Annotated in this window: 25 protein-coding genes and 1 pseudogene; 12 read left to right on the top strand and 14 right to left on the bottom strand. The window is 70.4% G+C overall.

Annotated elements, in window-relative coordinates:
- The 4 genes from B9G38_RS04745 to B9G38_RS04730 form a co-directional block, all read right to left on the bottom strand.
- A partial coding sequence (locus B9G38_RS04745; RefSeq protein WP_086219659.1) for a cytochrome b N-terminal domain-containing protein occupies positions 1-539 on the bottom strand: 539 nt, incomplete at its 3' end.
- Between the two features lie 7 nt (positions 540-546).
- Positions 547-936 carry a hypothetical protein gene (locus B9G38_RS04740; protein WP_049931296.1) on the bottom strand — a complete coding sequence of 130 codons (390 nt, stop codon included), beginning with the start codon at positions 934-936 and terminating at the stop codon, positions 547-549.
- On the bottom strand, positions 933-1,583 hold the full coding sequence (locus B9G38_RS04735) for a halocyanin domain-containing protein (protein WP_049931297.1): 651 nt from the start codon (positions 1,581-1,583) through the stop codon (positions 933-935). Before B9G38_RS04735 ends, B9G38_RS04740 begins: the two co-directional genes overlap by 4 nt.
- 95 nt (positions 1,584-1,678) lie before the next feature.
- Positions 1,679-2,593: a hypothetical protein gene (locus B9G38_RS04730; protein ID WP_086219657.1), complete on the bottom strand. Its 915-nt coding sequence runs from the start codon at positions 2,591-2,593 to the stop codon at positions 1,679-1,681.
- Between the two features lie 123 nt (positions 2,594-2,716).
- On the opposite strand from B9G38_RS04730, the gene B9G38_RS04725 reads away from it, so the two are divergent.
- Both B9G38_RS04725 and B9G38_RS04720 read left to right on the top strand, forming a co-directional pair.
- Positions 2,717-3,199: a hypothetical protein gene (locus B9G38_RS04725; RefSeq protein WP_086219656.1), complete on the top strand. Its 483-nt coding sequence runs from the start codon at positions 2,717-2,719 to the stop codon at positions 3,197-3,199.
- 83 nt (positions 3,200-3,282) lie between these two features.
- Positions 3,283-3,903: an HAD family hydrolase gene (locus B9G38_RS04720; RefSeq protein ID WP_086219655.1), complete on the top strand. Its 621-nt coding sequence runs from the start codon at positions 3,283-3,285 to the stop codon at positions 3,901-3,903.
- A 31-nt stretch (positions 3,904-3,934) separates the two neighbouring features.
- Here B9G38_RS04720 and B9G38_RS04715 read toward each other — a convergent pair whose 3' ends face one another.
- Positions 3,935-4,798: an MBL fold metallo-hydrolase gene (locus B9G38_RS04715; RefSeq protein ID WP_086215848.1), complete on the bottom strand. Its 864-nt coding sequence runs from the start codon at positions 4,796-4,798 to the stop codon at positions 3,935-3,937.
- 3 nt (positions 4,799-4,801) lie between these two features.
- On the bottom strand, positions 4,802-6,655 hold the full coding sequence (locus B9G38_RS04710; protein ID WP_086215847.1) for a radical SAM protein: 1,854 nt from the start codon (positions 6,653-6,655) through the stop codon (positions 4,802-4,804).
- A 93-nt stretch (positions 6,656-6,748) separates the two neighbouring features.
- Between B9G38_RS04710 and B9G38_RS04705 the strand changes: the two genes are divergently transcribed.
- From B9G38_RS04705 to B9G38_RS04700, 3 genes are all read left to right on the top strand, one after another.
- A complete protein-coding gene (locus tag B9G38_RS04705; protein WP_049931304.1) occupies positions 6,749-7,198 on the top strand; it encodes a hypothetical protein in 450 nt (149 codons plus the stop codon).
- 77 nt (positions 7,199-7,275) lie between these two features.
- Positions 7,276-7,431: a hypothetical protein gene (locus B9G38_RS18175; RefSeq protein WP_017342671.1), complete on the top strand. Its 156-nt coding sequence runs from the start codon at positions 7,276-7,278 to the stop codon at positions 7,429-7,431.
- Positions 7,432-7,434: 3 nt separating this feature from the next.
- The gene (locus B9G38_RS04700) at positions 7,435-7,851 is read left to right on the top strand and encodes an Hsp20/alpha crystallin family protein (protein WP_086215845.1); all 417 of its coding nucleotides are present in this window, start codon (positions 7,435-7,437) and stop codon (positions 7,849-7,851) included.
- A 27-nt stretch (positions 7,852-7,878) separates the two neighbouring features.
- Here B9G38_RS04700 and B9G38_RS04695 read toward each other — a convergent pair whose 3' ends face one another.
- Positions 7,879-9,177: an FAD-binding oxidoreductase gene (locus B9G38_RS04695; RefSeq protein WP_086219654.1), complete on the bottom strand. Its 1,299-nt coding sequence runs from the start codon at positions 9,175-9,177 to the stop codon at positions 7,879-7,881.
- Positions 9,178-9,642: 465 nt separating this feature from the next.
- Here B9G38_RS04695 and B9G38_RS04690 point away from each other — a divergent pair, with 465 nt between their 5' ends.
- A complete protein-coding gene (locus B9G38_RS04690; RefSeq protein ID WP_086215844.1) occupies positions 9,643-10,674 on the top strand; it encodes a glutathione S-transferase family protein in 1,032 nt (343 codons plus the stop codon).
- 182 nt (positions 10,675-10,856) lie between these two features.
- Here B9G38_RS04690 and B9G38_RS04685 read toward each other — a convergent pair whose 3' ends face one another.
- Genes B9G38_RS04685 through B9G38_RS04675 form a run of 3 tightly spaced genes read right to left on the bottom strand, consistent with a single transcriptional unit; the run spans position 10,857 to position 14,224 of the window.
- Positions 10,857-11,939: a sugar ABC transporter permease gene (locus B9G38_RS04685; protein ID WP_049931310.1), complete on the bottom strand. Its 1,083-nt coding sequence runs from the start codon at positions 11,937-11,939 to the stop codon at positions 10,857-10,859.
- Positions 11,936-12,931 (bottom strand): carbohydrate ABC transporter permease, encoded by a 996-nt coding sequence (locus B9G38_RS04680; protein ID WP_086215843.1) that lies wholly within the window; start codon positions 12,929-12,931, stop codon positions 11,936-11,938. The genes B9G38_RS04685 and B9G38_RS04680 overlap by 4 nt, the downstream gene beginning before the upstream one ends.
- A 15-nt stretch (positions 12,932-12,946) precedes the next feature.
- On the bottom strand, positions 12,947-14,224 hold the full coding sequence (locus B9G38_RS04675; RefSeq protein WP_198945655.1) for an extracellular solute-binding protein: 1,278 nt from the start codon (positions 14,222-14,224) through the stop codon (positions 12,947-12,949).
- A gap of 204 nt (positions 14,225-14,428) precedes the next feature.
- On the opposite strand from B9G38_RS04675, the gene B9G38_RS04670 reads away from it, so the two are divergent.
- The 6 genes from B9G38_RS04670 (at position 14,429) to B9G38_RS04645 (ending at position 22,580) form a co-directional block, all read left to right on the top strand.
- Positions 14,429-15,562: an ABC transporter ATP-binding protein gene (locus tag B9G38_RS04670; RefSeq protein WP_086219653.1), complete on the top strand. Its 1,134-nt coding sequence runs from the start codon at positions 14,429-14,431 to the stop codon at positions 15,560-15,562.
- A 455-nt stretch (positions 15,563-16,017) separates the two neighbouring features.
- On the top strand, positions 16,018-18,399 hold the full coding sequence (gene mutL, locus B9G38_RS04665) for a DNA mismatch repair endonuclease MutL (protein ID WP_086219652.1): 2,382 nt from the start codon (positions 16,018-16,020) through the stop codon (positions 18,397-18,399).
- A 105-nt stretch (positions 18,400-18,504) separates the two neighbouring features.
- On the top strand, positions 18,505-20,049 hold the full coding sequence (locus B9G38_RS04660; protein ID WP_049931314.1) for a methyl-accepting chemotaxis protein: 1,545 nt from the start codon (positions 18,505-18,507) through the stop codon (positions 20,047-20,049).
- The gene (locus tag B9G38_RS04655; protein WP_086216779.1) at positions 20,046-20,789 is read left to right on the top strand and encodes a bacteriorhodopsin; all 744 of its coding nucleotides are present in this window, start codon (positions 20,046-20,048) and stop codon (positions 20,787-20,789) included. Before B9G38_RS04660 ends, B9G38_RS04655 begins: the two co-directional genes overlap by 4 nt.
- Before the next feature lie 139 nt (positions 20,790-20,928).
- Entirely contained in the window at positions 20,929-22,089 is a 1,161-nt protein-coding gene (locus tag B9G38_RS04650) for a 3-ketoacyl-CoA thiolase (protein ID WP_086219651.1), read from the top strand.
- Positions 22,086-22,580 (top strand): hypothetical protein, encoded by a 495-nt coding sequence (locus tag B9G38_RS04645; RefSeq protein WP_086216781.1) that lies wholly within the window; start codon positions 22,086-22,088, stop codon positions 22,578-22,580. The genes B9G38_RS04650 and B9G38_RS04645 overlap by 4 nt, the downstream gene beginning before the upstream one ends.
- Positions 22,581-22,593: 13 nt before the next feature.
- Here B9G38_RS04645 and B9G38_RS04640 read toward each other — a convergent pair whose 3' ends face one another.
- From B9G38_RS04640 to B9G38_RS04625, 4 genes and pseudogenes are all read right to left on the bottom strand, one after another.
- Positions 22,594-23,169, bottom strand: a complete 576-nt coding sequence (locus B9G38_RS04640) for a putative phosphothreonine lyase domain-containg protein (RefSeq protein WP_086219650.1) — start codon at positions 23,167-23,169, stop codon at positions 22,594-22,596.
- 83 nt (positions 23,170-23,252) lie between these two features.
- Entirely contained in the window at positions 23,253-24,026 is a 774-nt protein-coding gene (locus B9G38_RS04635) for a metallophosphoesterase (RefSeq protein ID WP_086216783.1), read from the bottom strand.
- Entirely contained in the window at positions 24,026-25,726 is a 1,701-nt protein-coding gene (locus B9G38_RS04630; protein WP_086219649.1) for a hypothetical protein, read from the bottom strand. Before B9G38_RS04630 ends, B9G38_RS04635 begins: the two co-directional genes overlap by 1 nt.
- Positions 25,723-26,454: pseudogene (locus B9G38_RS04625) on the bottom strand (replication factor A); the annotation flags it as partial. The pseudogene B9G38_RS04625 and the gene B9G38_RS04630, both read right to left, overlap by 4 nt.

Here is a 26,454-nt window from a genome sequence, read left to right as displayed (position 1 = left end):
GCGATGAGCACGACGCCGAGGATCCAGTTGACCTCGCGCGGCTCCTTGTACGCGCCGGTGAAGTAGACGCGCAGCATGTGGAGGAACACCGCCGCCACCATGAACTGCGCCGCCCAGCGGTGGATCGCCCGGAGCATGAACCCGAACTGGACGTCCGTCATGATCATCACCATCGAGTCGTACGCCGCCGTCGGGTCGCCCTGCGCCGCCGCACCGGCGGTCGACGGTGCGTAATAGAACCCGAGCAGCGCGCCGGAGACCGCCGCGAGCAGGTATGCGATGATAGAGAGGGACCCGAGCGAGTACAGCGGGTACCAGTACCAGAACTTGTTGTCGAGGTCGTACTGCTCGGTGTGGCTCTTCGGCATCTGGAGGTTCGCGCGGTAGTACATCGTCTCCAGCAGTTCGAGGTAGTCGACGATGCGAAGCCGCTTGTCCAGCCAGATGAGCGTGGTCAGGAACGCCGTCTCGATGGCCGTGAGGTCCTGACTCTTGAGCCACGCGTTGTGGTCCATGTCGTCTTGTTTTTTCAGACTCATTGTCGAATCACTTCTTGTAGTACGGGTACACAGCCCGTTTCAGCGTGTCCGCCAGCCCGCCGGTGTCGATGCTTTTGCCGTCCTTGTCCTCCTCGCGGACGTACAGGTCCTCCCACTTGCGACGGCGTTTCTTCACGATCATCACGTCCGGAAGGAACTCTTTCCGGTACAGGAGTAGGATGAACGCGAGATCAATAAAGATGAGGGCGAGAAGCGCCCCGACGAACATGTTGCCGGCCTCCGTCGACGCCCACGCGGACATCAGCCCGTAGGTGAAAAGCGCGACGAACACGACCTCGATGACGGTGAGGAGGACGATCGCGATCGCGGCCGCGGTGCTCTCACGGGCCGGTTCGTACCGGTGAATGTCGCCGTACGAGGAGTTGCCGGAGCTCATCTCGCACCCCCGTGACCCGTGTGGGCGGACTCGCCGTACTTGAGCATGTAGAACGTGAACACGAACGTCAGCCCGATGCCGAGGATCGCGGAGATGCCGACCCAGTGGGCGTGGAGCGGAACGCCGACCTTGGCGATGTCCTCGGGCCACCCGGTGTTCGCGCCGCCGCCGACCTCGACGGTCGCGACGTCCTCGCCGACGGCAATGCCGCCGTGCATGCCGACCGCGGTGTGGGGCACGCAGTGGTAGTGGGTGATCCCGGCGTCCTCGCTCGACGTCTCGTACTCGTAGGTGTACCCCTCCTCGCCGACGGGGTCACCGCTGTCGAAGCTGGCCGGGCCGCCGCCATCGACCGCCTGGACGTTGTGGTCGCCGCCGTTGCCCGTCCACTCCCAGGTGATCGTCGTTCCCTCGTCGACCCACACGAGGGTCGGGTCGAACGCGAGGCCGTTGCTGCCGGCCCCGACCGAGATGGTCACCGAGTCCTGGCCGCGGGCGTCGGTGTACGAGCCCACGTTTCCGCTGGCCGCCCCGCTCGGCCAATCGGGCTGTACCTCCTGTGCAGCCGCCGTTCCGGTCGCCCCGGCGGAGGCCGCGACGGCGGCGGTCGCGCCGCCGGCCGTCCGCACGAAGTCCCGCCTTTTCATACAGTTTCACTCAGGACGGGGTGCGCTTAAACCCACCGACTGATACCGCCGACGCGGAGGTGTCTGTAGGGCCTGAGACCGTCGAAATCGGCGGATTACTCGTCTCGGTCGGGGTCGATCGTAGCGCCGTCCTCGCCGGTCACGACGCCGTCCTCAACCGGGACGAACTCGGGCCGCTCCTTCGCCTCGCGGAGCGCTCGCAGACGGTCGCGGTACTCCTCCGATCGGAACCGGTCCGAGAGCCGCGCGTTCGCCACCATCGCGAACAGGAACACCCCAACGAGCAGGAACACGATGCCCATCGCCGGCGCGACGATCGTGTCGAGGTCCGTTGCGGCGGTCGCGACGAGGAGCGCCACGCCGGCGAGCACCTGAATCCCGGCGACCGCCTGTATCACGAGGTTGCCGAACTCGCCCGAACCCTCCGGAACGCTGTCGGGGTGCGGGAGCGACCAGTCCTCCGGCGGCTCTGGCACCTCGTACGAGTCCATCGCCGCCAAGGCGACGACCGGTTCGATGTCCCGAAGCACGGTTCCCTCGCCGCGTACCTCGCCCGTGGGGCGGATGATCGCGTATCCCTCGTCGGAGTAGACGAGGATGCGCTCCTCGCCGTCCTCGCGGACGCGCTCCAAGACGCCGAACACGTCGCGGGTCGCGATCCGGGACTTCAGCTCGGCGTCGACCCGGTCGAGGAGCCGGTCGCCGGTGATCCACGTGTCGGGGTCGAAGGCGGCGTCCCACTCCTCGGCGCTCATCTGGGCCATGTCCGACGGGCCGAAGTCGTCGAAGTCGTACTCGGACTCGACGCGCTCGCGGAGGGCCTCGATGTCGTCCTCGTCTCCGGGAGCGCCGTCGGCGTCGGTCGACGCGGGCTCCGCTTCCGGAGTCCCGTCGGTCGCCCGGGATCCGTCTTCCGCGGGCTCCGTGTCGGGGGCTTCCGGGTCGTCGGGCGGGTCGGCCGACTCCTCCGACGGCGACTCCGGCTCCGACCGCGTCGAGGTGTCCTCCATCGCCCCGGGGTACGTGCTCCTGACGCTAACTGTTTTCGTCCGCGCCCCGACGGCGAGAGGGCGGGACCGCGGGCGCCCGACGCGGATCGGGGGGCTTTACGCGCCGGAGCACGTATCGACGGTATGGTCGACGAGTCGGTCATCGCGGCGCTGGCCGGGGTGTCCGTGACGACGAGCCTCCCCTTCCTCCTGTACGGCGCCTGGATCATGATCGACGCGGAGACGGTGTCGTGGAACGTGCTGATGCGCCACCTGCGGTACATCGTCGCCGGACTGGTGCTCACGACGGTCCCCATCGTCACGTGGATGGTCCCGCGCGTCCTCGAACAGGTGAGCGGCATGGCGATCCTCCACGCATTCTTCGGCGTCCAGGCGTACGCGCTGCTGGCGTTCGCGCTCACCGGGATCGTCCGGATCTTCCAGGCGAAGCGGAACGCGGACGCCTACGAGGACCCCAGCGTGGACATCGACGAGCTCCACGAGGACATGAGCCACTGGCGGAAGCGGCTCCGCGCCGGCGTCGCCGGCTTCATGCTCCTGTGGTTGTGCGCGTGGGTGACAGGACTCTACCGGCTGGTCACCCTCCACTTCGGCTCGCTGTTCTGACGGCGGCGGCGCGAACGGTCGGCGTCGAGAGGCGTTCCCCCGACCGACAGCTTCAATCCGGGTTTCGCCCTAACGGTGGTATCGTGGCAGTCACCTTCGACCTCTTCGGGACCCTCGTCGACGTCGAGTACCCGACCGATCCGGCGGAAGCGGTCGCGCGCGAACTGGAGTCCCGCGACGTGACGGTGCCCGACGACTGGCACGTCGCCTACGGCGAGCGGCACGTCGAGGCGCCGGCCGGCGCCGAGGTCCCCCTCCCCGCACACGTCGCCCGCGCGCTCGACTCCCGCGGCGTCGACGCGGATCAGAACGTCGCCAGACACGCGGTGATCGCCGCGTTCGACCCGGACGTGACCCGGCGCGACGGCGCGCTCGACGCGGTCCGGGGCGCGGCCGACCGGGGCCCGGTGGGGCTGCTCTCGAACTGCGCCGTCCCCGAGCTCGTCCCGCGGACGCTGATCCGGGCCGGGCTCCGGGGCGAGTTCGACGCGGTCACGACGAGCGTCGGCTGCGGCTGGCGGAAGCCGCACCCCTCCGCATTCGAGGCCGCGGCGGAGGCGCTCGGAACGGCCACCACCGGCCTCGTCCACGTCGGCGACGACCCGGAGACCGACGGCGGGATCGTCGCCGCCGGCGGCCGCTTCGTCGACGTGACCGAGACGCCGCTCTCCGAGGTCGTCGCGGAGTTAGAGGCGGAGCCGTAGGGGCGTTCGGTGGACGGCGGGAGCCGCGGAGTCAGTCGAACCCGCGGTCCGCGAGCCGCGCGCGCCACGCCTCGTCGGCCCGTCCCTCGGCGACCAGCTTCTCGACGTGCGCGGCGACCGTCGCCAGCGCGAGGTCCCGCACGCCGGAGAGGTCCTTCTCGTAGGCGCCGTCGACGACCGCGTCGAGGTCCGACGCGCCGCCGTCGAGCGCGGCGATCACGTCTCGCTCGCGGTCCAGCCTGTGATCTATCAGCCGCTCGCAGGCCGCCGGCGGGTCGTCTATCGGCGGGCCGTGTCCAGGGAGGAGTCGGTCGTAGCCGGCGTCGCGCACGCGTTCGAGGCTCGCGAGGTAGGCGGCGAGGTCGCCCTCGGGCGCGGCGACCGCGACGCTCCCCTCGGCGACGGCGAGGTCGCCGCAACACAGCACCGACCGCCCCGACTCGGTCCCCGGACCGCCGGCCGCGAACGCGAGGTGGTCCGGCGCGTGTCCCGGCGTGTCGACCGCGCGGACCGCGGTGTCGGCGACCGTCTCGCCCGGCGCGACCGTCTCGTCCGGCTCGACCCCGGCGGCCGCGGCGAACCGGTCCGCGTGGTCATCGCGGGCGACGACCGTCGCGTCCGTCAGGGCGGCGTAGTCAGCGACCGCGCCGACGTGGTCCGGGTGGGCGTGGGTGACGGCGATCGCTTCGACGGACGGGGCGTCCGCGTCTTCCGATCCGCGCTCCGCGAGCGCCGCGTCGAGCGCGTCGGTCCGGGCGGCGGGGTCGGCGAGGAGGCCGTCCAACAGGTGCGCGTTCGTGGTCCCGCCCGGCGCGCGCGTGTCGACGGGGACTTCGACCCGGGTAACCGCGGGACCTTCGAGGCGGTCGGGGTCTTCGGGATCGTCGACCGGCATCGCTCAGTCCCCGCGACCGAGCGACGACCGCGCGGCCGGACCGGGGCCGGAGCCGGGACGCTCGCGACCGGGGATCGGCACGTCGGTGTCGCCGGCGACCGCGTACGCCCCGAGGTCGGCGACCCCGGCGTCGACCGCTTCGACCGAGTCGTAGTGGCGGCCGACGACGATGTCACCAGCCGTGCTCCGGTTGATCCCGGGGATCGCGGTGAGCTCGTCCATCGAGGCCACGTTGACATCGAGCGGGTACGGGACGCCGGTGACGGAGCGGTAGCCGTGGTCCGTGATCGCCACGTCGATGCTCGTTCCGAGCTCGCGCTCGCCCGGCACCGCGACGAGGAGCGCGTACGTGCCGAGCTGGCGCCCGAACGTCTTGCCGTCCTGGTGGTACTCCAGGTACACGTCCGGGAGGACGGTTCCCGGCGGCACAACGCGGTCGAGCATCGGGTTGTCGATGGTCTCGCGCACCTCGCGCTTGTACGCCTGGAACTGGTCTTTGTGCTCCTGTGCGACCTCGGCCCCCGTCTCGGCCATCTCTGTGCCCGCGAACGCCATCACCTGCCGGATGTTGATCCGGCGGAGCATCAGCCCCTCGTCGTACACCGTCTGGAGGAAGCGCTTGTTGTGCTCGTACGTCTCCGGGCGCTCGCCGGTCAGCCCGTGGACGAGGTTGATCCCGGGGAGGAGCTTCGGCAGCCGCGGCGAGGCGTCCGGTCCGGTTGAGGGACCGGTGACGCGGGCCGGGTCGCCGGGCGTCGTCTCGGGGGCGTCGCCCGGGCGCCAGCCGCCCTCCTCGTTGACGACGCGGACGGCCTCCAAGCACTCCTCGGCGGTGACGAGGAGGTTGTTCTCCTCCTGAACGACCGGGTCGGCCGATTCGAGCCCGAACGCGGCCGTGTCGCCGGGCGTGTTGTGCTCGGCGATGACGCGGATCGCCTCGCGGGACGCCTCCGGGTAGTCCGTGATCGTCACGGGGTTCATGTTGTCGAGGTGGAGCGTCCGGAGGTCGGGCGCGACCTCGCGGATCCCGCCGTACAGCTCCCGGAGCGCGTCGGGGTTCGGCGCCTCGCCGTCGCCGCCGAACGCGAGGATGTCGGCCTGCCGTCCGAGCCGGAAGTGTCGCACGCCGCGGTCCGAGAGCGCGTCGACCTCGTCGACGACCGACCGCGCCGCGCGGAACGCCGGGTCGCCGTACAGCGGCTCCGTACAGAACGAGCAGCGGTAGGCGCACCCGCGGGAGGTCTCCATCTCGCAGATGAGGTAGTCGGGGTGGTTCGGGTGCTGCTCGACGACGAACGCCCCCTGCCGGGCCCAGCGGTCGACCTCCTCGTTCGTGCGCATCCGGTTGCCGTACCCTTCCAGCCCCTCGCGGACGAGGTCGTGGGCCGCGGCCTCCACGTCGCCCATCGCGACGAAGTCGTAGTCGAGGTCGTCGCGTCGGGTCTCCTGCGCGCCGGCGTTCTCCTCGCCGACGCCGAAGCGCACCGGGCCGCCGAGCAGCGTCACGCCGTCGGCGGTCCAGCCGAGCTCTCGCACCTCGTCCGGCTCCGCGGGGGTGCCGCCGACGTACTTCCCGGGCACCGTCATCCCGCCGACGTAGATCATGAGGTCGGCGTCGGCGACGTCGGCGTGCTTGCTCCGGTCCTCGCGGAGCTCGTCGATCGTGTGATAGGTGATCGCCGACTCGGGGACGCCGGCGTCGACGAGCGCCCCGGCGGTGTATCGGGGGTACGTCGAGAGGTACGGCGGGACGCCGAAGTGGGCCGGCTCGTCGACGTACCCGTCGACGATGGTGACGGAGAGGTCGTTCGGGTCGGCCGGGAGCGACCCCCGAGCCGACGCGGGCGAATCGGTCATGTTACCGTCCGTACTCGACCGAGACGGGAAAAGCGTGCGGAACGCCCGAGCCGCGCCGGATTACTTATGCCGGAACGCGCGGAAACCCCGACCGTGCCCTCCGAAACGCCCCCGAACGGTGAGACGACCTCCGGCGACGGCGCGCCAGCGCGCGCCGACGGGTCCGCTCGCTGGCAGCGAGTCGGAAACTACGTCTCGTTCGCCGCGCTCTGCGCGCTCGCCGCGATACAGTTTCTCGGCACCAATCCCAGACCGTGGGGACTCGCCGCCGGCTGGGCCGCGGCGACCGCAGTCGCCGTCGGCCCGATCGCGTGGCTCGCCCGCGACCGCCTCTCGCCGGATCGCTACGAGACGCTGACCTACGTCGCCTTCGGCGCCGCGATCCTCGCGATCTCCGTCGGGCTGGGAGTCGCGCTTGCGTTCGAAATCCCGTTTCGCCCGTACGGTCCCGGCTTCCTCGCCGGCACGGCGTTGGGTATCGCAGTCGTCGCTGTCGCCGAGCGAACCGTCGTGCCGGACCGGATGCGCGGTGCGGGGGTCTGAGCGCCGCATCGCGCGGTTCGCACCCCCGGCTCGCCGCCGCCACGCCGTTTAAGCCGCCGCCGATACTACGTCCGCGTATGCCATCGACGATGGAGGTCAAGTGCGTCAGCGACGACTGCGAGCTCGACATGTTCGAGAACCACTACACGTACGACGTGCCCGACGACCACGCGGTCGAGGACCTCTCGTGTCCGTACTGCGGCGGGAGCGACCTCGTCGAAATCGAGGTGTGAGCGGTGGACGGACTCGTCGAAAGCGGTCGCTCCGCGCTCCGTAACGCCCTCGAACGCGTCGGCCGCGGCTGGGGTCGCGTCCAGGAGCGCCGCCCGCTCTCGCACGACCTCCTCGAGAGCGACGACGCGTACCTCGTGGTCTTCGACGCCCCCGGCGTGCGCGGCGAGGACGTCGACGTCACCTTCCTCGACCGCACCGTCGAGGTCTCGCTCGAACGCTTCCGCGACTTCTACGACGGCTACGACCTCGTGTTTCCGGGCCGCGGCGTCTCGCTGTCCGGCAGCGTCGACCTCCCCCGCGACGCCAACGTGACGCCCGAGGGCGCGAACGCGACGCTCACGCGCAACGGGACGCTCCACGTCGAGATCCCCAAACGCGGCGGATCGAGCGACGTCGATGTCGTCGAAGAAGACGACTGACCCCCGACTTCGGCTCTGCGGCCGCTGCTATTCCTCTTCCGTCCGGTTCGACAGCGACATGCCCTCGACGATCTCGAACGCCTCGTCGCCGTCGAACCGATCCGAACCGAACCGCGTCGGGTCGAACGCGCCGATCCACGGCGATTCCGGCCCGTCGAAGGCGGCGCCCGCGAGCGACGCGAGCACGCCCTCGGCCACCACTTCGCCGACGGCCGGCGCGCGCATGAACCCGTGGCCCTGCCAGCCGGCGGCGACGAAGAGCGTCGGATCGCCCGCCTCCGAGTCGACCGGGCCGACGAGCGGGTCGCCGTCCGGCGTCGCGGTACAGAGTCCGGCCCATGCCCGGGCGTCGTCGATCCCGCGGTCGACCCGTTCGCCGCGGTCGGGTCCCTCGCCCCCGTCGAGGCGGTCCCCGCGGGCGAGGCGCTCGTCGAGGGCGCCGGCGAGGTCCTCGCGGAACCAGTCGTCGGCCTCGCGGCGGTAGTCGTCGGGGTCGGCCGGGACCGGCTCAGTCCCGTCGCCCGCGAGCAGGCCGTCGGGGTGCGGGCGGAGGTACGCGTCCGCGGTGGCGTCGTAGACCATCGGCCCGTCGTAGTCAGTTTGGGTCACGAGCGCCTGGACCCGGTAGGGGACGACCGGGACGGAGACGCCCGCGTCCGCGAGGAGCGACCGAGCGTGTGCCCCGGCGGCGACGACGACGGCATCGAAGGCGCGCGTCTCGGCCGCCGGATCGCCGTCGGCTCCGTCGTCACCGACTCGGATGTGTCGTTTCGCGCCGGGCCGCGGCCCGAGCGCGACGGCGGTGTTCGTCTCGATCGCGACCCCCCCGCGACCGGCCCGGTCGCCGAGCGCGCGGACGTAGCTCGACGGGTCGGTCCAGCCGGCCCCCTCGGCGACCGCCGCGACGGCGAGGTCGTCGGTGCGGAGCGGCGGGAACCGTTCGCCGAGCGCGTCGGGGTCGACGAGCGAGACGTCGCGGCCGTGGCCGCGCATGCGATCGACCATCCCGGGGACGGCGTCGGCGTCGGGGTCGCCCTCGCGCACCGCGATCACGTACGGGCAGGGCGAAAACGAGAAGCCGGGCAGCGACCGGTCGAGTACTCGGAAGCGCTCGATCGACCGGGCGCCGACCGCGGCGTCGACGTCCTCGGCGTAGGCGTCGTAGAGGAGGCCAGCCGCGCGCCCGGAGCTCTCGGCCGCGAGCTCCCCGCGCTCGTAGAGGGTCACGTCGGCGCCGCGCGCCGCGAGGTCGTGCGCGGTCGTGACACCGACCGCGCCGCCGCCGACGACGGCGACCGTCGGCGCTGCCTCGTCTGGGTCGGTCATGCGTCAGGACACGCGAGCGACGAGGAAAAGCCACCGGGACGGCGAGAGGGCAGATCGACTGCGGCGGCGCGTGCCTGCGAGCGGCCGGAGCGAAGCGGCGGCCGCGAGGGGCACGCGCGAGGGGGCGGTGAGCGCTCGGAGAGCGCGAACCGCGAGGCTGGGGAGGGGTGAGGCTGCGATGCGGTTGCGGTGCGGTTGCGGTAGGTGGGACTCGAAGGGGCAGTCGCGAGGCGAACGCGGGCGACGTAAGCACCGCAACGAGAGAGCGAACGAAGTGAGCGACCGAGCGAGGAGCGCAGCGGGCGTGCGTTCGCCTCGCGGCTGGGGCTTCGGAGGAGTTCGCCGTCGATCCACCGCCTCTCGGTCGTGAATGGGAAGATCGTGATATGAATCTACACACCACATACAGCGGGTGACACGCGTGTCCCCGGCCAGGTTATACGCGTCGAAGCCCACGCATGTAGTATGAACCAGCTCGTGAACGGCGAGTGGCGCACAGACACCTACGAGACGACCGACGAGGAGGGCGCGTTCCAGCGCGGCGAGACGACGTTCCGGAACTGGATCGCGGGCAGCGACGTGCCGGACCACGTCGACGCGGAGCCGGACGAGCGCTTCCAGCCGGAGGCCGGTCGCTATCACCTGTACGTGTCGTACGCGTGCCCGTGGGCGCACCGCACGCTACTCGCGCGGTCGCTGTTGGGGCTCGAAGACGCGATCGGCGTCTCGGTCGTCGACCCGTACCGCGACGAGGACGGCTGGCAGTTCACCCCCGAGAAGGACGGCTGTACGCCCGACCGTCTCCACGACAGCGACTACCTGCGCGAGCTGTACGTCGCGGCCGACCCGGACGCCACGTGTCGGGTGACCGTGCCCGTGCTGTGGGACACCGAGGAGGAGACCGTCGTCAACAACGAGTCGCGGGAGATCCTCCGGATGCTCTCGACCGCGTTCGCGGACCTCGGAAACGACGTTTCGCTGCTCCCCGACGAAGACGACGACGCGACCGTCGCCGAGGTCGACGAGGTGATCACGGACATCTACGAGCCGATCAACAACGGCGTCTACCGCGCGGGCTTCGCCACCTCGCAGGCGGCCTACGACGACGCGATCGACGACCTGTTCGGCGCGCTCGACCGCTACGACGACCGGCTCGCGGACCGGCGCTACCTCGTCGGCGATTCGCTCACCGAGGCGGACATCTGTATGTTCACCACGTTGGTCCGCTTCGATCAGGTGTACCACACCCACTTCATGTGTAACCAGCAGTTCATCCACCAGTACGACAACCTCTGGCCGTACCTGCGCGACCTCTACCAGACGCCGGGCGTCGCCGAAACGGTGAACATGGACCACATCAAGGAGCACTACTACACCACCCACCCCGACGTGACCCCGACGCGCATCATCGCGCGCGGCCCTGACCTCGACTTCGAGGCCGACCACGACCGCGACCGGCTCACGGGCGCGCCGCCGGCGCCGGCGGCGGACGACTGAGCGAGGGCGGTTCCGGGCGGCTCCGCCTGTTACCGGATACATCTGGTTCTTTGACAGGGTGAATCCGGCCCCGTTACCAGACGACTCGCCCCGGAGCGACGCCGTCGGTCAACGGGGCGGCCGAGAATGAGGAGACGACGAGAACGAAGGGAGAACCGAGAACGGTCCGCGTGGAGGCCGGGCTACCCTTCCATGCCGCCGAACGACAGGCCGTCTTCGACGGAGCGCTGCGCCGCGAAGTAGACGATCGCGACCGGCAGCGCGAACAGGTTCGCGAACGCCGCGAACCGAGTCCACGGCGTCGAGAACCGGCCCTCGGTCGCGATGTTGTACAGTTCGACCGAGAGCGGGTAGTTCTCCGGGCGCAGCAGGGTCTGCGCGATGATGAACTCGTTCCACCCGGCGAGCCAGACGAAGATGAGCACGACCGCGAGTCCCGGCTTCGTCAGCGGGAGGATCACCTCCCGAATCGTCTCCAAGAAGCTCGCGCCGTCGACCATCGCCGCCTCCTCGTAGGAGACGGGGATGTTGTCCATATACGTCTTCAGCAGCCACGTGTTGAACGGGATTGCGGACGCCGCGTAGAACAACCCGAGGATGAACAGGTTGTTCGTGAGCCCGTAGGAGCTGAACAGCGAGTACAGCGCCACGAGCGTCGCGATCGACAGCCCGGCGCCGATCTGCGTGAACAGCACGTAGCCGTAGAGGATGCGCTTGCGCCCCACGAACTGTCGGCGCGAGAACGCGTACGCCGCCGGGACGATCATGCCGAACCCGGCCGCGAGCGTTACGCTGACGATGTAGAGGCTGTTGAACACCGCGCCCGGACCGGTGTCGGTCCCGGCCCACCGGAAGCTGACCAGCCCGCCGCTCCCGCCGAGGACGAGCTGGGGGTACCCCCAGTCGCCGTCGACGAAGAAGAAGTCAGACTCGAAGATCACCCACCGGTACGCGCCGAGGTTGTACGTCGACGGGTCCGGGAAGATGCCGCTCGTGTTGAACAGCCGCGAGCCCTCCGCGAGCGACGCGGTCGTGATCCAGAACAGCGGGAACAGCAGCACGAGCACCATCGCGAGCCCGAACAACGTCATCAGGACGCTCTTCGTCACGTCCCACGAGCTGCGCTTCCCCGTGCGGACGTCGTAGATCGCGCGCCGGATCATCACGGAGAACCGCTTCGGTGCGGTCGCAAACGCGACCAGCTTCGAGCGGACCAGCGCGACCGCGGAACCGACAAGCGCGACCGCGGACTCGAGGGGGCTCATTCGTCACCCACCCCCTCGGCGAGGCCGCCGTAGCGCACGGCCACGTACATGAACATGCCGACGAACGCGATCCCGACGATCAGGATAGCCGCCGACAGGCCGAACTGGTTGAACGTGATCGCCTCGCGGTAGCCGTACACGATGATCAGCTCGTTCTGTCTCGACGGCCCGCCCTGATTGAACACCCACGGGATCAGGAACTGCTGGAACGAGGTCGCGGCCGTGAGGATCGACGCGAACAGCACCGGTCCCTTGATCGCGGGCAGCGTCACGGTGCGGAACCGCTGGAGCGCCCCCGCGCCGTCGACCATCGCGGCCTCGTGGAGCGACCGGGGCACGTCCTGTAAGGCGCTCACGATGATGATCACCATGAACGGGTACGCCAGCCACACCTCCGTGGTGACGTACGCGAAGAACGCCTCCCAGCGGCCGCTCAGGAAGCCGATCGGCACGTCGAACAGCAGGGCCTGTGGCGCCGACAGCGACGACATGAGCTCGTTGTATCGCCCCAGTATCGTGTTGAACACGCCGTATCGCGCGTCGCTGAACATTCCGCGCCAGACGGTGATCGTGAAGATGCCGGGGAACCCCAGCGGGACGATCACCGCCGCGCGCATGTAGCGCTTCCCGGCGACGCGCACGTGGTTGAGCAGCAGCGCGATCCCCACGGCGAGGAACACCTTGATCACGAGCGAGACGGCGACGAACAGCCACGTCGTCGTCATCGAGGTCCAGAACTGCGAGTCGCCGATCAGCTGGGCGTAGTTCGCCAGCCCGATCAGGTCGGCGCCCCCGCCGATCACGGACCCCGCGAACGTCGCGTCGGTCAGCGAGATGTAGAAGAGGTAGAAGATCGGGTACAGCATGAAACTCGAGAAGAGCAGCACGCCGGGCGCGACGAGGAGCAGCCCCCAGTCGCGACTGGAGAACGGCAGCGCCGATCGGAGACGCGCCAGCCCGCTCACGCCGGTTCCAGGTTGCGAAGAGGCCATCGCTCCGAGGGGTGCCTACAGCGCCTCCCGGATCTCGGAGGCGGCCTGGTCGAGCGCGGCGTCGCTGTCCTGCTCGTCGTTGAAGACGCGCTCTAACGCCTCCGTCACGGGCGTCCAGACGCTGTCCATGTCCGGGTGCGTCGGGATGGGGACGCCGTGGTCGACCTGCTGGGCGAACGCCTGGACCTCGCTGGAGAGGTCGTCGTTGCCCACGACGTCGGCCAGCACGGGGATGTACCCCTGCTCTTCGGCGTTGGTCTGGATGATATCCTCGTTCGTGGTGTACCACTCTGCGAGTCCGGTCGCCGCGTCGACCGTGGACTGGTCGGCGTCGGCAAGCATCGAGCTGAAGTAGAACAGCTGGATGCCCGAGTACGAGCGCGGGTGGTTCCCGTCGACGGTCGGCAGCGTCGTGACGCCGAGGTTCTCGACCTCGCCGCTGAGGTTGCCGAGCTCCCACGGCCCGTTGATCGCGAACGGCGCGAGTCCGTCGGCGAACGCGACGATCTGCGACTCGTAGCCGGGGTCGGCCGGCACGTAGTCGGACAGCGTTTCGAGGGCGTCCATGCCCCGCTTACACGCGTCGCTGTCGACGCCGACTTCGAGGTTCCCCTCGTCGAAGATGTTCCCGCCGTACGCCTGGATGAACCCGCTGACGAAGTAGGGGTTCGTCACGGGGTACGAGAGGCCGTACTCCCCGTTCTCCGGGTCGTGGTACTCCTCCATGATCGAGACCATCTCCTCCATGGTCTCCGGCGGCTCGTCGACCATGTCCTCGTTGTAGAACAGCGCGACGGTCTCGGAGGCGAACGGGAGCCCGTAGAGGCCGTCGTTGAACTGCGCCGCCTCCCGCGCCGCCTGCGTGTAGCTGTCGAGCGAGACGTCGACGTCGTCGCTCGCGTCGTAGAGGAACGGGGGGTCCTCGCGGACTGCGAACCGGCCGACCCAGTCGTGAGCCCAGATCCACGAGTCGGGACCGTCGCCGGCCGGGATCGCGGTTTCGAGCTGCTGGTCGAGCTCGCCGCCGGGCGCCTCCTTGTTGATGATGTTGCCCGTATCCGACTCGTACTGGTCGATGTAGTCGGTCAGCGCCTCGTCCTCCGCGTCGGCCAGGTCGGCCCACAGCCGCGCGGAGCCGGTGGTGCCGCCGTCGGAGCCGTCGCTGCCGTCCGATCCGTCTCCGCCGTCGGAGCCGTCCCCGCCGTCGCCGCCGGTGCTGATACAGCCCGCGAGCGCCGCGAGCGCAGTCGATCCCCCCACCGCCTTGAGCAGCGTTCTACGTTTCTCGTTCATGTGACTAGAACAAATGATGAATTATATTTTCATACATTTAGTGTTTGGGGTACGTCCCGATCGATCCGGATCGATCTGCGTCGAGTTCAGGACTCGACGATCGACTGGACCGACGCGAAAAGCCGATATTTGAGAAGAGATCCTTCACCATATATCAAGAAAACAGCAAAGAACTCATATGCCAGCGGACCCGCCATCAGGGAAATGGCACGCGTCACGCTCGATACGCTCCGAAAGGAGTTCGACCGGGGAACCATCGTCGCCGTCGACGACCTCGATCTGGAGATCGACGACGGGGAGTTCGTGACCGTTGTCGGACCGTCGGGCTGTGGGAAGACCACCACACTGCGAATGGTGGCGGGCCTCGAAGAGCCGACGTCCGGAACCGTCCACTTCGACGACGAAGACGTGACCGACATCCACGCGAAGGAGCGCCCGGTCGCGATGGTGTTCCAGAACTACGCGCTGTACCCCCACAAGACGGTCCGCGAGAACATGGCGTTCGGGCTCAAGATGAGCACGGAGATGACCACGGAGGAGCGCCACGAGCGCGTCCGCGACATGGCGGAGATGATGGGCATCGAGGACCTCCTCGACGACAAGCCCGACGAACTCTCGGGCGGGCAGAAGCAGCGCGTCGCGCTCGGCCGCGCCATCGCGCGCGAGCCCGAGGTGTTCCTTTTCGACGAGCCGCTCTCGAACCTCGACGCGAAGCTCCGCACGGAAATGCGCGCGGAGATCCAGAAGCTCCAGAAGGAGTTCGGCGTCACCGCGATGTACGTCACTCATGATCAGGAGGAGGCGATGACGATGGGCGATCGGCTCGCCATCCTGAACGACGGCGAACTCCAGCAGGTCGGCGAGCCCACCGAGGTGTACCAGAACCCGGTCAACGAGTTCGTCGCCGGCTTCATCGGCTCGCCGTCGATGAACTTCGTCGACGTCGACGTGGAGACGGACGGCGCCGGCGCGACGATCCGGAACGAGGAGGCGGGGCTGGACCTCGATCTTTCCGCGGAGTACGTCCGGGGTCACGACCTCCGGAACGGCCGGTACACGCTGGGCATCCGTCCGGAGAACATCGTCTTGGACGAGTCACCGAGCGGCGACGAGAACCTGCGCTCGACCGTCGAGGTCGTCGAGCCGATCGGCTCCGACAACTACGTCCACCTCACCGTGACCGAGGACTTCCTCGCCCGCTCGCCCGCCGACGTGAAGCCGGAGGCCGGCGACGAGGTCGGTGTCTCCTTCGCGGAGGAACACATCCACCTGTTCGACCCCGAGACCGGCGAGGATGTGTTCCTCACCGACGAGGAGATCGCGGCCGCGGTCGCTTGAATAAGGTCGATTTTCGGAGACAGTCCGGACCTGTGAACCGTTCGTTCGTACTTTCCCTGCGCGCTGTGATTTGAGGCCAGTGGAACCTCGACAGACACCGGTAAAGCCCCAGTCGCGAGGCGGGCGCACGCTCGCTGCGCTTCTCAGTCGGTCGCGCTGCTCGCTCCTTGCGGTGTTTGCGTCGCGCGCCTTCGCCCTCGCGACTGACACTTTGACTCACCCCGCACCGCAACCGCACCTCACCCCTCCCCAACCTCGTCGCTGGCACCCTCCGCTTCGCTCCGGGAGCCGGCGACTCCCTCGCGCGTGCCGTCTCGCGGCCGCCGAGGGCGGCCGCTCGCAGGCACGCGCCGCCGCAGTTCATGTATACACAGCGGCACCACGCGAGCGCCTCCCCTCACGCCGCCACCGCCGACAACGGCTTGAAGTGCGCGCTCGTCCGACGGAGCGTACGAATGGAGCCGCCAGACATCGAGCGGTTGGACGAGCGGACCGTCCAGCGGATCGCGGCCGGCGAGGTCGTCGAGCGCCCCGCGAGCGTCGTGAAGGAGTTGGTCGAGAACAGCCTCGACGCGGGCGCGAGCCGCGTGGCGGTGTCGGTCGAGTCCGGCGGCACCGAGGGGATCCGCGTCCGCGACGACGGCGTGGGGATTCCCGCGGACCAGCTGGAGGCGGCCGTCGCGGAACACGCCACCTCGAAGATCGGCGACATCGCGGACCTCGACCGCGGCGTCGGCACGCTCGGCTTCCGGGGCGAGGCGCTGTACACCGTCGGCGCCGTCTCCCGACTGACGGTGCGCTCGCGCCCCCCGGAGGCCGAGGCCGGCGCGGAGATCACCGTCGCGGGCGGCGACGTGGGCGAGGCCCGCCCGGCGGGCTGTCCCGCGGGAACAACCGTCGAGGTCGACGACCTGTTTTATAACACTCCCGCGCGCGAGAAGTTCCTCAAGCGGACCGCGACCGAGTTCGATCACGTCAACACCGTGGTGACCGGGTACGCGCTGGCGAACCCCGACGTGGCAGTGTCGCTCGAACACGACGGCCGCGAGACGTTCGCGACCGAGGGGAACGGCGACCTCCGCTCGGCCGTCCTCGCCGTCTACGGCCGCGAGGTCGCCGAGTCGATGATCGACGTGGAGTGGACGCCGGAGGGAACCGACGCGGGCGACGACTCCGCCGACGCACCGGTCCGGCGGGTGACGGGGCTCGTCTCGCACCCGGAGACGACGCGCTCGACGCGCGACTACCTCTCGACGTACGTCAACGGGCGGTACGTCACCGCGAGCGCGCTCCGCGAGGCGACGTTGGAGGCGTACGGCGGTCAGTTGGCCCCCGACCGCTACCCGTTCGCCGTCCTCTTCGTCGAGGTCCCGGCCGGCGACGTCGACGTGAACGTCCACCCCCGCAAGCTGGAGGTCCGCTTCGACGAGGAGCCTGCGGTCCGGGAAGCGGTCGAGGCGGCCGTCGAGGGGGCGCTGCTCGACCACGGCCTGATCCGGTCGACGGCGCCCCGGGGCCAGTCGGCGCCCGACGAGACGGCGGTCGCCCCCGAGACGCCCGACACCGAGGCCGTGGGCGGCGCGGACACCGAGCACGAGCGCGCCGCCCGCGAGGGGCGCGAGTCCGCGGCAGTCTCCGACTCCGGGACGCCAGGCGACCCCGGAACGTCGGCGAACACTGAAGATCCCGGCCGAACCCCGGACTCGGTGACCGACGCCGACCCGGGTCAGGGCGACGACGACCCCGCGACGCCGACCGAACTGGACCCGTCCGACGACGCGGCGTGGGCCGTCGACGACCTCGGCGAGGGGGAGAGGACCCGGGCCGAACCAACGGCAGAGCCCGCGGGCGAGCCCCGGGACGGCGACGCGAATCACAACGCGAGCGGCGACGATCGACCCAGTCCGCAGAGCCGGCAGAGCGACGGCGCGGAGTGCGAGCCGAGCCGAGGCGAAGCGGCAACCAGCGACGAGACGGCAGTCGGCGACCAAACGAAAGTCGGGGACGAAACGACGGTCGGCGACGGAACGACGGTCGGCGACGGAACGACGGTCGGAGACGAAACGACGGCTGGCGACGAGACAGCGAATGGCAGCGGAGCGGCGGGGGGCGACCGGAGGGGAGCCCGGGCGGACGCGGCTCGGTCGGCACCCCGAACACGGGCACGGACCCGGCAGCGGACGCTGGACGGCGAGGCGACCGAGGCCGAGCGCGAGTTCGACTCGCTGCCTCCGCTGCGGGTGCTCGGTCAGCTGCATGAGACGTACGTCGTCGCCGAGGCGCCGGACGGGCTCGTGCTGATCGACCAGCACGCGGCCGACGAGCGCGTGAACTACGAGCGGCTGAAGGCGACCGTCGCGGACGGCGCGGAGGCGCAGGCCCTCGCGGAGCCAGTCCGGATCGGGTTGACCGCCCGCGAGGCGGCGCTGTTCGAGGAGTTCGTCGACGAACTCACCGAGATCGGATTCCGTGCGGAGCGCGCCGACGAGCGCGAGGTCGCGGTGACGGCGGTCCCGGCCGTCTTCGACGCCGCGCTCGACCCGGACCTCCTGCGAGATTCCCTGTCCGCGCTGGTCGACGACGCTGCCGAGGGCGACGAACCGGTCGTCGGCGCCGTCGACGAGCTGCTCGCCGACCTCGCCTGTTACCCCTCGGTGACGGGGAACACCTCGCTGACCGAGGGCCGGGTCGTCGACCTCCTCGACCGGCTCGACGCCTGCGAGAACCCCTACGCCTGCCCGCACGGGCGTCCGGTCGTGATCCGGATCGACCGCGAGGAGATCGGGTCCCGGTTCGAACGCGACTACCCGGGACACGGCGGCCGGCGCGCGGAGTGAGCCCGGCGGCGCGAGGACCTGGATCGAGGCTCGGCGAGGCGCCCGGATATCAGAACTGATAGTATTGGGGCGCCGTTTAACACGTCGGTTTCCCTGATGGATCACATGCCGATCGCATCGGTGAAAGACAGCTACGGGGTGAAACTTGGCGTCGGATACGTGGCGACGGGGGCGTTCATCGTCGCCGTCGGGCTGGCCACCGACGACGCGAACGCGACGGTCGTCGCGGCCGTCGCCGGTCTCCTGACGCTCGGGTCGATCAACGCGGCCGAGACGATCGCCAGCGTCACCGAGATCGGCGCGCAGACGCGGCGCGTCGCCAACGGGGACATCGACAGGGAAGTACAGTCCACCCGGACCGACGAGTTCGGGGAGCTCGCGGGATCCATCGAGCAGATGCGGGTCTCGCTGAAGGACCGGCTAACGGAGATGGAACGGACCCAAGACGAACTGGAGAGCGCGCGGGCGGAAGCGACCGAGATGGCCGACCGCTACCGGCGGACGGCCGACCGGTACGCCGAGGTGATGGAGGAGGCGGCGACCGGCGACCTCACGCGGCGCGTCGATGTCGACGAGAGCGACGAGAGCCTCGCGACCGTGGGCGAGTCGTTCAACCGGATGATGGACGACCTCCAGGGGACGGTGGAGACGGTCCGCGAGATGGCCGACCGGATCGAGGCCGACGCCGGCGAGATGGCGGAGATGAGCAACGAGGTCGAGCGGCGCGTCGCCGGCGCGACCGAGAGCGCGACGACGATCCGGGGACAGGCGGGCGACCAGCGCGCGGAGCTCGAGTCCATCGCGACCGACATCGAGACCATCAGCGCGTCCGCCGAGGAGATCGCGGCGACCGTCGACGACCTGTCGGACCGAAGCGAGGCGGTCGCGGCGACGAGCGACGACGCCCGCAGCTCCTCCCAGAGCGCGCTGGCCGAGATGGCCGAGGTCGAGGAGGAGGCGGAGCAGGCCGTCGACCGGGTCGAACAGCTTCAGGACGGGATGGACGAGATCACCGAGATCGTCGACATCATCGGCGAGATAGCGGAACAGACCAACATGCTCGCGCTCAACGCCTCGATCGAGGCGGCCCGGGCGGACGGCTCCGGCGACGGCTTCAGCGTCGTCGCCGAGGAGGTGAAGGAGCTCGCCGAGGAGACGCAGTCGCGTGCGAACGAGATTGATACGATGATAGACGACATCGCCGACCAGACCGAGGAAGTGACGGTGTCGATCCGGTCGACACAGGAGCGCGTCCAGACCGGGACCGACACCGTCGAGTCGACGCTCTCCGACATCGAGACGATCGCCGACTCCGTCGACGAGATCAGCGGCTCGCTCGGGGAGATCCGTCGGACGACCGCCGACCAGGCCGACACGGTACAGGACACGGCCGGCTCCGTCGACGAGATCACGGAGCTCAGTACCGAGACCGCGGAGACGGCGGAGCAGACGGCGACGGAGATACAGGAGGGCCAGTCGGTCGTCGAGGACGTGTCCGACTCTCTGCGCGAGTTCCAGACCGACGCCGTGACGACGCTCCAAGACCGGGTCGCGGCGTTCACCGTTGATGAGACGTCCGGCGCCGACGGGCCGGCCACCGGGGGCGGAACGGCGCGCTCGCGAGCGACGACCGACGGAGGTGCGCGATGACGGGCGCGGTCAGCGCCGCGTACTGGATCGCGGCGGTCGCCTTCCTCGTCGGCCTCGGGATCACCGCGGCGCTGTACGCGAAGCTCGGCGAGTCGGAGGACCGCGGTCGCCTGGCCGCGCTGGCGGTGATACCCGGCTTCGCCGGGCTCGCGTATGCCGGAATGGCGCTCGGTATCGGAACCGTGACCGTCAACGGGGCCGAGCTGGTCGGCCTCCGCTACGTCGACTGGATCGTCACCACCCCGCTCCTGGTCGGGTTCATCGGCTACGTCGCCGGCGCGTCCCGCCGCGCGATCGCGGGCGTGATGCTCGCCGACGCGCTGATGATCGCGTTCGGCGCCGGGGCGGTCGTGACGGGCGGGACGCTCAAGTGGGTGCTGTTCGGCGTCTCCTCGATTTTCCACGTCACGCTGTTCGCGTATCTGTACGTGGTGTTCCCGCGGGCCGTTCCCGACGACCCGATGCAGCGGGGGCTGTTCAGCCTGCTGAAGAACCACGTCGGCCTGCTGTGGCTGGCGTACCCGTTCGTCTGGCTGATGGGTCCGGCGGGGATCGGCTTCACCACGGGGGTGGGCGCCGCGCTGACGTACGCCTTCCTCGACGTGTTGGCGAAGGTCCCGTACGTCTACTTCTTCTACGCCCGCCGACAGGCGTTCACCGACGTGGTGTCGGCCGCGACCGCTGACCGCGAGGACGCGACCGACGCGGTCGGCGACGGCGCGCCGACCGCGGCGGACTGAACCGGGCTCGCAGATCCTCGCCGGGGGCGGGTGAGACGGCGAGGCGCGACCTCGACGGCGGCCGACGGTGTCGGGAGGGACGGACCCCACCGCGGCCGCGGAGAGGTACGTTTTAGGCGACCGCGGTGGACCCACCGACATGGAACGCGTAGCGATCGTCGGCGCGTCGATGACGCGGTTCGGGCAGCGCGACGCTTGGATCCGGGAGCTGCTGGCGGAGGCGGGCGCGGCTGCGCTCGACGACGCCGGCGTCGACGGCGGCGACCTCGATCACCTGTACGTCTCGAACATGGCCAGCGGCGAGTTCGAGGGGCAGACCGGCGTCCCGAACGCGCTCGCCCACGACCTCGCCGCCCAGCCGGCGTACACGGCGCGGATCGACCAGACCTCCTCCTCAGGCGGGGCAGGGGTGTACGCGGCGTGGCAGTCGGTCGCCTCGGGCGCGAGCGAGCTCACGATGCTGGTCGGCGGCGAGAAGATGACCCACCGGACGACCGCGGAGGCGACGGACGTGATCGCGTCGCTCACGCATCCGGTGGAGTACAAGCAGGGCGTCACGCTCCCCTCGTTCGCGGGCCTCACGGCGCGGCTCTACCTCGACGAGTACGACGCGCCCCGCGAGAGCCTCGGGAAGGTCGCGGTGAAAAACCACCGGAACGGCGTGGACAACCCTCACGCGCAGTTCCGGAAGGAGGTCGACCTCGACACGGTCCTCGACTCGCCGATCGTCGCGGACCCGCTCCGACTGTACGACTTCTGTCCGATCACGGACGGCTCGGCGGCGCTCGTGTTCTGTCCCGAGTCGGTGGCCGAGGAGTACGCGCCCGACGGCAACTACGCCGTGGTCTCGGGCATCGGCGGGGCGACGGACACCCACGTCGTCCACGAGCGCGCGGACCCGACGACGATGGGCGGCGTCGTCGACTCCTCCGAGGTCGCCTACGAGATGGCCGGGATCGGCCCGGACGACGTCGACGTGGCCGAGCTCCACGACATGTTCACCATACTGGAGTTCCTCCAGAGCGAGGACCTCGGCTTCTTCGAGAAGGGAGAGGGGTGGAAGGCGGTCGACGGCGGCGTCACCGACCGCGACGGCGACCTCCCGATCAACACGTCGGGAGGGCTCAAGTCCAAGGGCCACCCGCTCGGGGCCAGCGGCGTCGCGCAGGTGTACGAGATAGTCAAGCAGGTCACGGGCGACGCCGGACCGCGGCAGGTCGAGGCCGACACGGGGATCGCCTGTAACGTCGGCGGGTTCGGGAACTGCGTGACCACCACGATCTTGGAGGGAAGCCAATGAGCGACCACGAGACGACCGACACCGACGCGGACGGGCAAGGGGACAGCGCCGAACCGACCTTCGAGGCCGCCGAGTACGCCGACGGCACGGTCACGTACCCGCCCCACACCGTGGGCCCGAACGGCGCCGAGCGCGTCGGGACGGTCGACCTCCGCGAGTACGAGGCGCGCGTGGTGACGTGGACGACCTCGACCGCGACGCCCCCGGGCGTCCGCGAGCCGAACACCCTCGCAATCGTCGAGTTCGAGATGGGCGACGACTACGACGGGCCGCCGGTCCGCGCGCTCGGACAGATAGCCGAGCGCGACGAGGCAGGCGGCGTCACAGGCGACGACGGGGACGATAGTGACAACGGCGGCGACCAGTTCAGCGTCGACATCGGCGACCGGATCGAGCCGGTGTACGCCGACGAACTGCGCGAGCCGGGCGCCGGCATCCGCGAGCCCGAGAGCCAGGACTGGGACGGCTTCCGGTTCCGCCCGGTGGAGTAGCCGGACGCGACTCTCACGCGCGGAACCGCGCCGCGTCGGAGTCGGCGAGCGGGCCGAGCCGCGCCTCGTGGACCCCGCCGAGCGTGTACACGTCGGGGCGGTATCGGATCGGCTTGGTCACCCCGTGTTCCTCCCTGAGCCGGCGTCGAACCCGGTCGACGTCCGTTCGATCGAAGTAGTTCGGCGTGAACACGAGCACCGCGTGGTCGGACTCGCCGAACGCCTCGCACCCGGCGGCGGTCGCGACCTTCGCGTCCCAGAACCGCTCGGCCGCGACGTCGTCGACCACCGCCTCCCAGAGGTCGTCGACCGCCTCCGCCGGACGCTCGACGAGCCACTTCCCGCTCAGGTACGTCGTCTCCAGCGCGAGGCGGTCGGCGTCGCGGACGGTCTCGGGGCCGGCCGATAGCGACTCCTTTCCGGCGTCGACCCCCGGTGCGTCCGCCTCGGTCGTCGCGGCCGGCCGCATCACGTCGTGCGCCGGGAAGTAGCCGTCGCGGGCCTGGCGGGGGAACCCCGTCACGTGTTTGACCCGGAGCCAGTGCCACCCGGCCTCGTCGATCGCGGTGGGCGAGCGGTCGGTGACCATGGGGCCGGTTCCGCGTCGCGGGACAAAACGGTCTCGCCGGCGGAGCGGGGCGGAACGGTCACTCCGCGATCGGTCCGCGGCGTTCAGATGTCCCGGTAGTCCCCGAGCCGCGCCCCGTCGAGCAGGTAGGCGTCCGCGGCGGGGAGCGCCGCGGGGAGGTACGGCGCGAGGAACGACTGGCCCTCGACGTTGACCCACGTCCCGCCGGAGCGCTCGTTGAACGCGGGGAAGACGACGAGCTCCGGCGGATCGGCCGGCGGGCCGGGAGCATCACCAGACTCGGAGAACGCCGCGGGGTCGAGGGTCCCGCGGAGCCACGCGCGCTCGACGCGCGACCCGCCGACCGAGTCCTCCAGTCGGACCTGCGGGTGCTCGTGGCCGGTACAGATCACGTCGGCGTCGCGGAGCGCGGGGTCGGACCACGTGTGGCCGTGACAGACCGCGACGCCGGAGGCCGACCCGCGACCGAGCCGCCCGCCCTCGGGGCCGATCACGTCGAGGTCGGCCGCGAACGCCTCCGCGACGCCCGCGTCGTGGTTCCCCTCGACGAGCGTCATCGGGACGCGGTCGGTGACGGCGCGGATCAGGGCCTCCAGCTCCTCCCGTTCGTCGCCGTCGGGTGCGCCGATCCGGTGCGCGAGGTCGCCGAGGACGACGAGCCGGTCGGCGTCGGTCTCGGCGACGAGGTCGCAGAGCCGCTCGCGGCGCTCGTCGGCCCGGGAGTCGAGTTCGACGCCGCGCTCGTAGCGCAGTCCGACCTCGATGCCCGCGTGGACGTCGGCGACGAGCAGCGCGCGCTCCGCGCCGAGGTCGGCCACCGCCGCCGGCTCGCCGACGACCGGCTCGACCCGCGCCATCAGATCGGCTTGAGCAGCCCGTCGCCCGGCTCGTAACACTGCCCGCTCATCAGCGCGTCCTGAATCGCGTCCTCGACCGCGCCCGGTTCGACCCCGTGGTCGTCCGCGACGCGCTCGACGACCGCCTCGCGGGGCGCCCCGTCGCCGTCGTCGAGGTCGTCCATCGCCGCGACCGCCGCGGCTTCGAGGTCGATGTCGTCAGCTGCGTCTCCGTCGGTCTCGGCCTCATCTCCGTCGTCCGTCGCGGCGGCGGTGTCGGGCTCCGGGCTCTCTGCGGCGGCCGAATCGTCCGCGGCCGCCGCGGAGTCGTCGTCGGGCTCTTCGACGATCTCCTCGGGGTCGGGCACGTCGATGTCGGCCTCGCCCGGCTCGTCGACCTCGGTCCCGGTCGCGAAGTCGGTGCCGAACTCGGACTCGATCTCCTCGCGCTCCTCGTCGTCGAGCTGGTACATGTCGTCCCCGTCGGCGTCCGGGTCGGGGGAGGGGCTCGCGCCCTCGTCGCCCCCGGCGTCGAGGTCTCCGATGTCGTCATCGCCGCCCGCGTCGAAGTCACCGATGTCGTCTCCGTCGTCACCGGCGTCGAAGTCGCCGAGGCCGCCGTCGTCGGCCGCGGCACCTTCGTCGGTCGTGATGCTATCGTCGGTCACGGTACTCTCGTCCGTCGGCTCGGTGGAGTCGCCCGCATCGCCGAGCGATCCGGAGTCGGCGGTCGCGGTCGCCTCCGGTTCGGCCGTCTCGCTTTCCGAGGATTCCGCGGATCCGGCGCCCTCCATCTCGGCCGCGTCGTCGAGCAGCGACTCGGCCTCGGCGGTCGATCCGACGGCGGCGGTCGACGAGTCGGTATCCGCGGTCGACGTGGTAGCCTCGGCGGTCGGTTCGGCCTCGCTCTCACCGGTGGCGGGTTCCGGGTCGGAGCCGACGTCCGCGGCCGCGGTCGCGTCGGCCTCGGGCGTCGCCGCCGGCTCCGCGATCGTCATGTCGGTGTCGGGGAGCGGACCAATCGCGGTCGCGTCCCCCTCGTCGGGGGCGACGTCGATCGACCGGACCTCGTCGCGGTCGCCCGCGATCAGCTCGAGCGCGTCGACCGCGAGCCGGCGGACCGCCTCTGCGTATGCCGCGGTCGTGCCGTAGTGGTCGAGCGCCTTCGGGATCCCGGCGGCGAGCGGAGCCGGGGCGCCGCCCGCCTCCAGCGCCGCGCGGAGCTCGTCGCCGCGCAGGTCGGAATCGAGGGCCTGCTCGAACGCCGCGAGGCGGTCGAGCGTCGCCTCGGCGGCGGAGACAACCCAGCGGTCGCGGGTGTCGGCGTCGACCTCGTTGAGGCTCTCCGGGCGGACGGAGGTGAAGACGCGGTCGGAGTCCTCGGGCTCGAAGGTGCGCGCCTTGCCGGTGAGCGCGACGAACGCCGGCGGGTCGGCGCGCTCCAAGAAGGTCTGCGCCTCCGGCTGATACTGGCCGGCGTAGGTGACGAACGCGCCCGACGGGTCGACGACGCGACCGCGCCGCGTCTCGTCGTTCACGCGCTCGACCTCGGTGAGCACGCCGGCGGTGAACAGGCGGTTCACCCGCGCGCCGGTCGGGGTGACGACGTAGTTGGGGGCGCGCTCCTCGTCGCTCTCGGAGTACGACAGCGAGGCGTCGTCGAACTCGGCGGCGAACACCCGGTAGGCGACCTCACGCGTGCCCGGCCCGTCGTCGCTCATTCGCCCACCTCCGCGAGCGCGGCGCGGGCGTGGGCGGCCGGGTCGTCAGCGGCGATCTCGAACTCGGCCGCGTCGAGGGTCGCGCCGTAGTCGTCGACCGAGAGGTTCCCGCGGACGCGGTAGGCGCGCCCGACGAGCGAGTCGGCGATGTCGTCCGCGACGACCTCCTTGTCCATCGCGTCCTTCGCGGCGGCGAGGGCGTCGTCGAGCCCGCCGCCGTACACCTCGGCGGTGAGCTCGTCGTCCAGGACGACGGTCACGGTGTCGGTGCCGTCGTCGAGGATGGCCTTCACCCGTAGGTCGTCCTCGCCGTCCACGTCCCCGTGGCTTCGGCACTGGCCGTTCTGGACGACGCGGCCGCACTCGGGGCAGCGCTCGATGAGCCCGGAGCCGTCGCGGACCTCCAGCACGTTCCCGACGACCTCGACGTCGAACATTCCGCCGGAGCCGACGGCGTCCGCGACAGACAGCCGCGGGGCGTCCTCCGCGACCTCGACGGGGTCGGGGAGCGGCGTCACCGTCGAGAACTCGGTGAGGTTGATCGAGGGGACGCCGCGGAACTCCCGGACGTACACGTCCTCTATCCGGAGGTCGGCGCCGACCTCGATCTCGGAGCGCGGCTGCCAGTCGGTGAAGGGGAGCTTCGCCGTCTCGTCGCCGACGACCCCTTCGAGGATCTCGGTCTCGCCGTCGCGCCCGGAGATGGTCTTCTCGTCGACCTCCAGCAC

Source organism: Halorubrum sp. SD612 (assembly GCF_002135005.1).
Note: the sequence above shows the minus strand (reverse complement) of the source record. Positions and strands in the feature narration are given on the sequence as shown.

Coding starts and splice junctions, on each gene's coding strand:
- B9G38_RS04740 (WP_049931296.1), bottom strand. CDS start 936: ATGAGCTCCGGCAACTCCTCGTACGGCGACATTCACCGGTACGAACCG.
- B9G38_RS04735 (WP_049931297.1), bottom strand. CDS start 1,583: ATGAAAAGGCGGGACTTCGTGCGGACGGCCGGCGGCGCGACCGCCGCC.
- B9G38_RS04730 (WP_086219657.1), bottom strand. CDS start 2,593: ATGGAGGACACCTCGACGCGGTCGGAGCCGGAGTCGCCGTCGGAGGAG.
- B9G38_RS04725 (WP_086219656.1), top strand. CDS start 2,717: ATGGTCGACGAGTCGGTCATCGCGGCGCTGGCCGGGGTGTCCGTGACG.
- B9G38_RS04715 (WP_086215848.1), bottom strand. CDS start 4,798: ATGCCGGTCGACGATCCCGAAGACCCCGACCGCCTCGAAGGTCCCGCG.
- B9G38_RS04710 (WP_086215847.1), bottom strand. CDS start 6,655: ATGACCGATTCGCCCGCGTCGGCTCGGGGGTCGCTCCCGGCCGACCCG.
- B9G38_RS18175 (WP_017342671.1), top strand. CDS start 7,276: ATGCCATCGACGATGGAGGTCAAGTGCGTCAGCGACGACTGCGAGCTC.
- B9G38_RS04695 (WP_086219654.1), bottom strand. CDS start 9,177: ATGACCGACCCAGACGAGGCAGCGCCGACGGTCGCCGTCGTCGGCGGC.
- B9G38_RS04690 (WP_086215844.1), top strand. CDS start 9,643: ATGAACCAGCTCGTGAACGGCGAGTGGCGCACAGACACCTACGAGACG.
- B9G38_RS04685 (WP_049931310.1), bottom strand. CDS start 11,939: ATGAGCCCCCTCGAGTCCGCGGTCGCGCTTGTCGGTTCCGCGGTCGCG.
- B9G38_RS04680 (WP_086215843.1), bottom strand. CDS start 12,931: ATGGCCTCTTCGCAACCTGGAACCGGCGTGAGCGGGCTGGCGCGTCTC.
- B9G38_RS04675 (WP_198945655.1), bottom strand. CDS start 14,224: ATGAACGAGAAACGTAGAACGCTGCTCAAGGCGGTGGGGGGATCGACT.
- B9G38_RS04670 (WP_086219653.1), top strand. CDS start 14,429: ATGGCACGCGTCACGCTCGATACGCTCCGAAAGGAGTTCGACCGGGGA.
- mutL (WP_086219652.1), top strand. CDS start 16,018: ATGGAGCCGCCAGACATCGAGCGGTTGGACGAGCGGACCGTCCAGCGG.
- B9G38_RS04660 (WP_049931314.1), top strand. CDS start 18,505: ATGCCGATCGCATCGGTGAAAGACAGCTACGGGGTGAAACTTGGCGTC.
- B9G38_RS04655 (WP_086216779.1), top strand. CDS start 20,046: ATGACGGGCGCGGTCAGCGCCGCGTACTGGATCGCGGCGGTCGCCTTC.
- B9G38_RS04650 (WP_086219651.1), top strand. CDS start 20,929: ATGGAACGCGTAGCGATCGTCGGCGCGTCGATGACGCGGTTCGGGCAG.
- B9G38_RS04645 (WP_086216781.1), top strand. CDS start 22,086: ATGAGCGACCACGAGACGACCGACACCGACGCGGACGGGCAAGGGGAC.
- B9G38_RS04640 (WP_086219650.1), bottom strand. CDS start 23,169: ATGGTCACCGACCGCTCGCCCACCGCGATCGACGAGGCCGGGTGGCAC.
- B9G38_RS04635 (WP_086216783.1), bottom strand. CDS start 24,026: ATGGCGCGGGTCGAGCCGGTCGTCGGCGAGCCGGCGGCGGTGGCCGAC.
- B9G38_RS04630 (WP_086219649.1), bottom strand. CDS start 25,726: ATGAGCGACGACGGGCCGGGCACGCGTGAGGTCGCCTACCGGGTGTTC.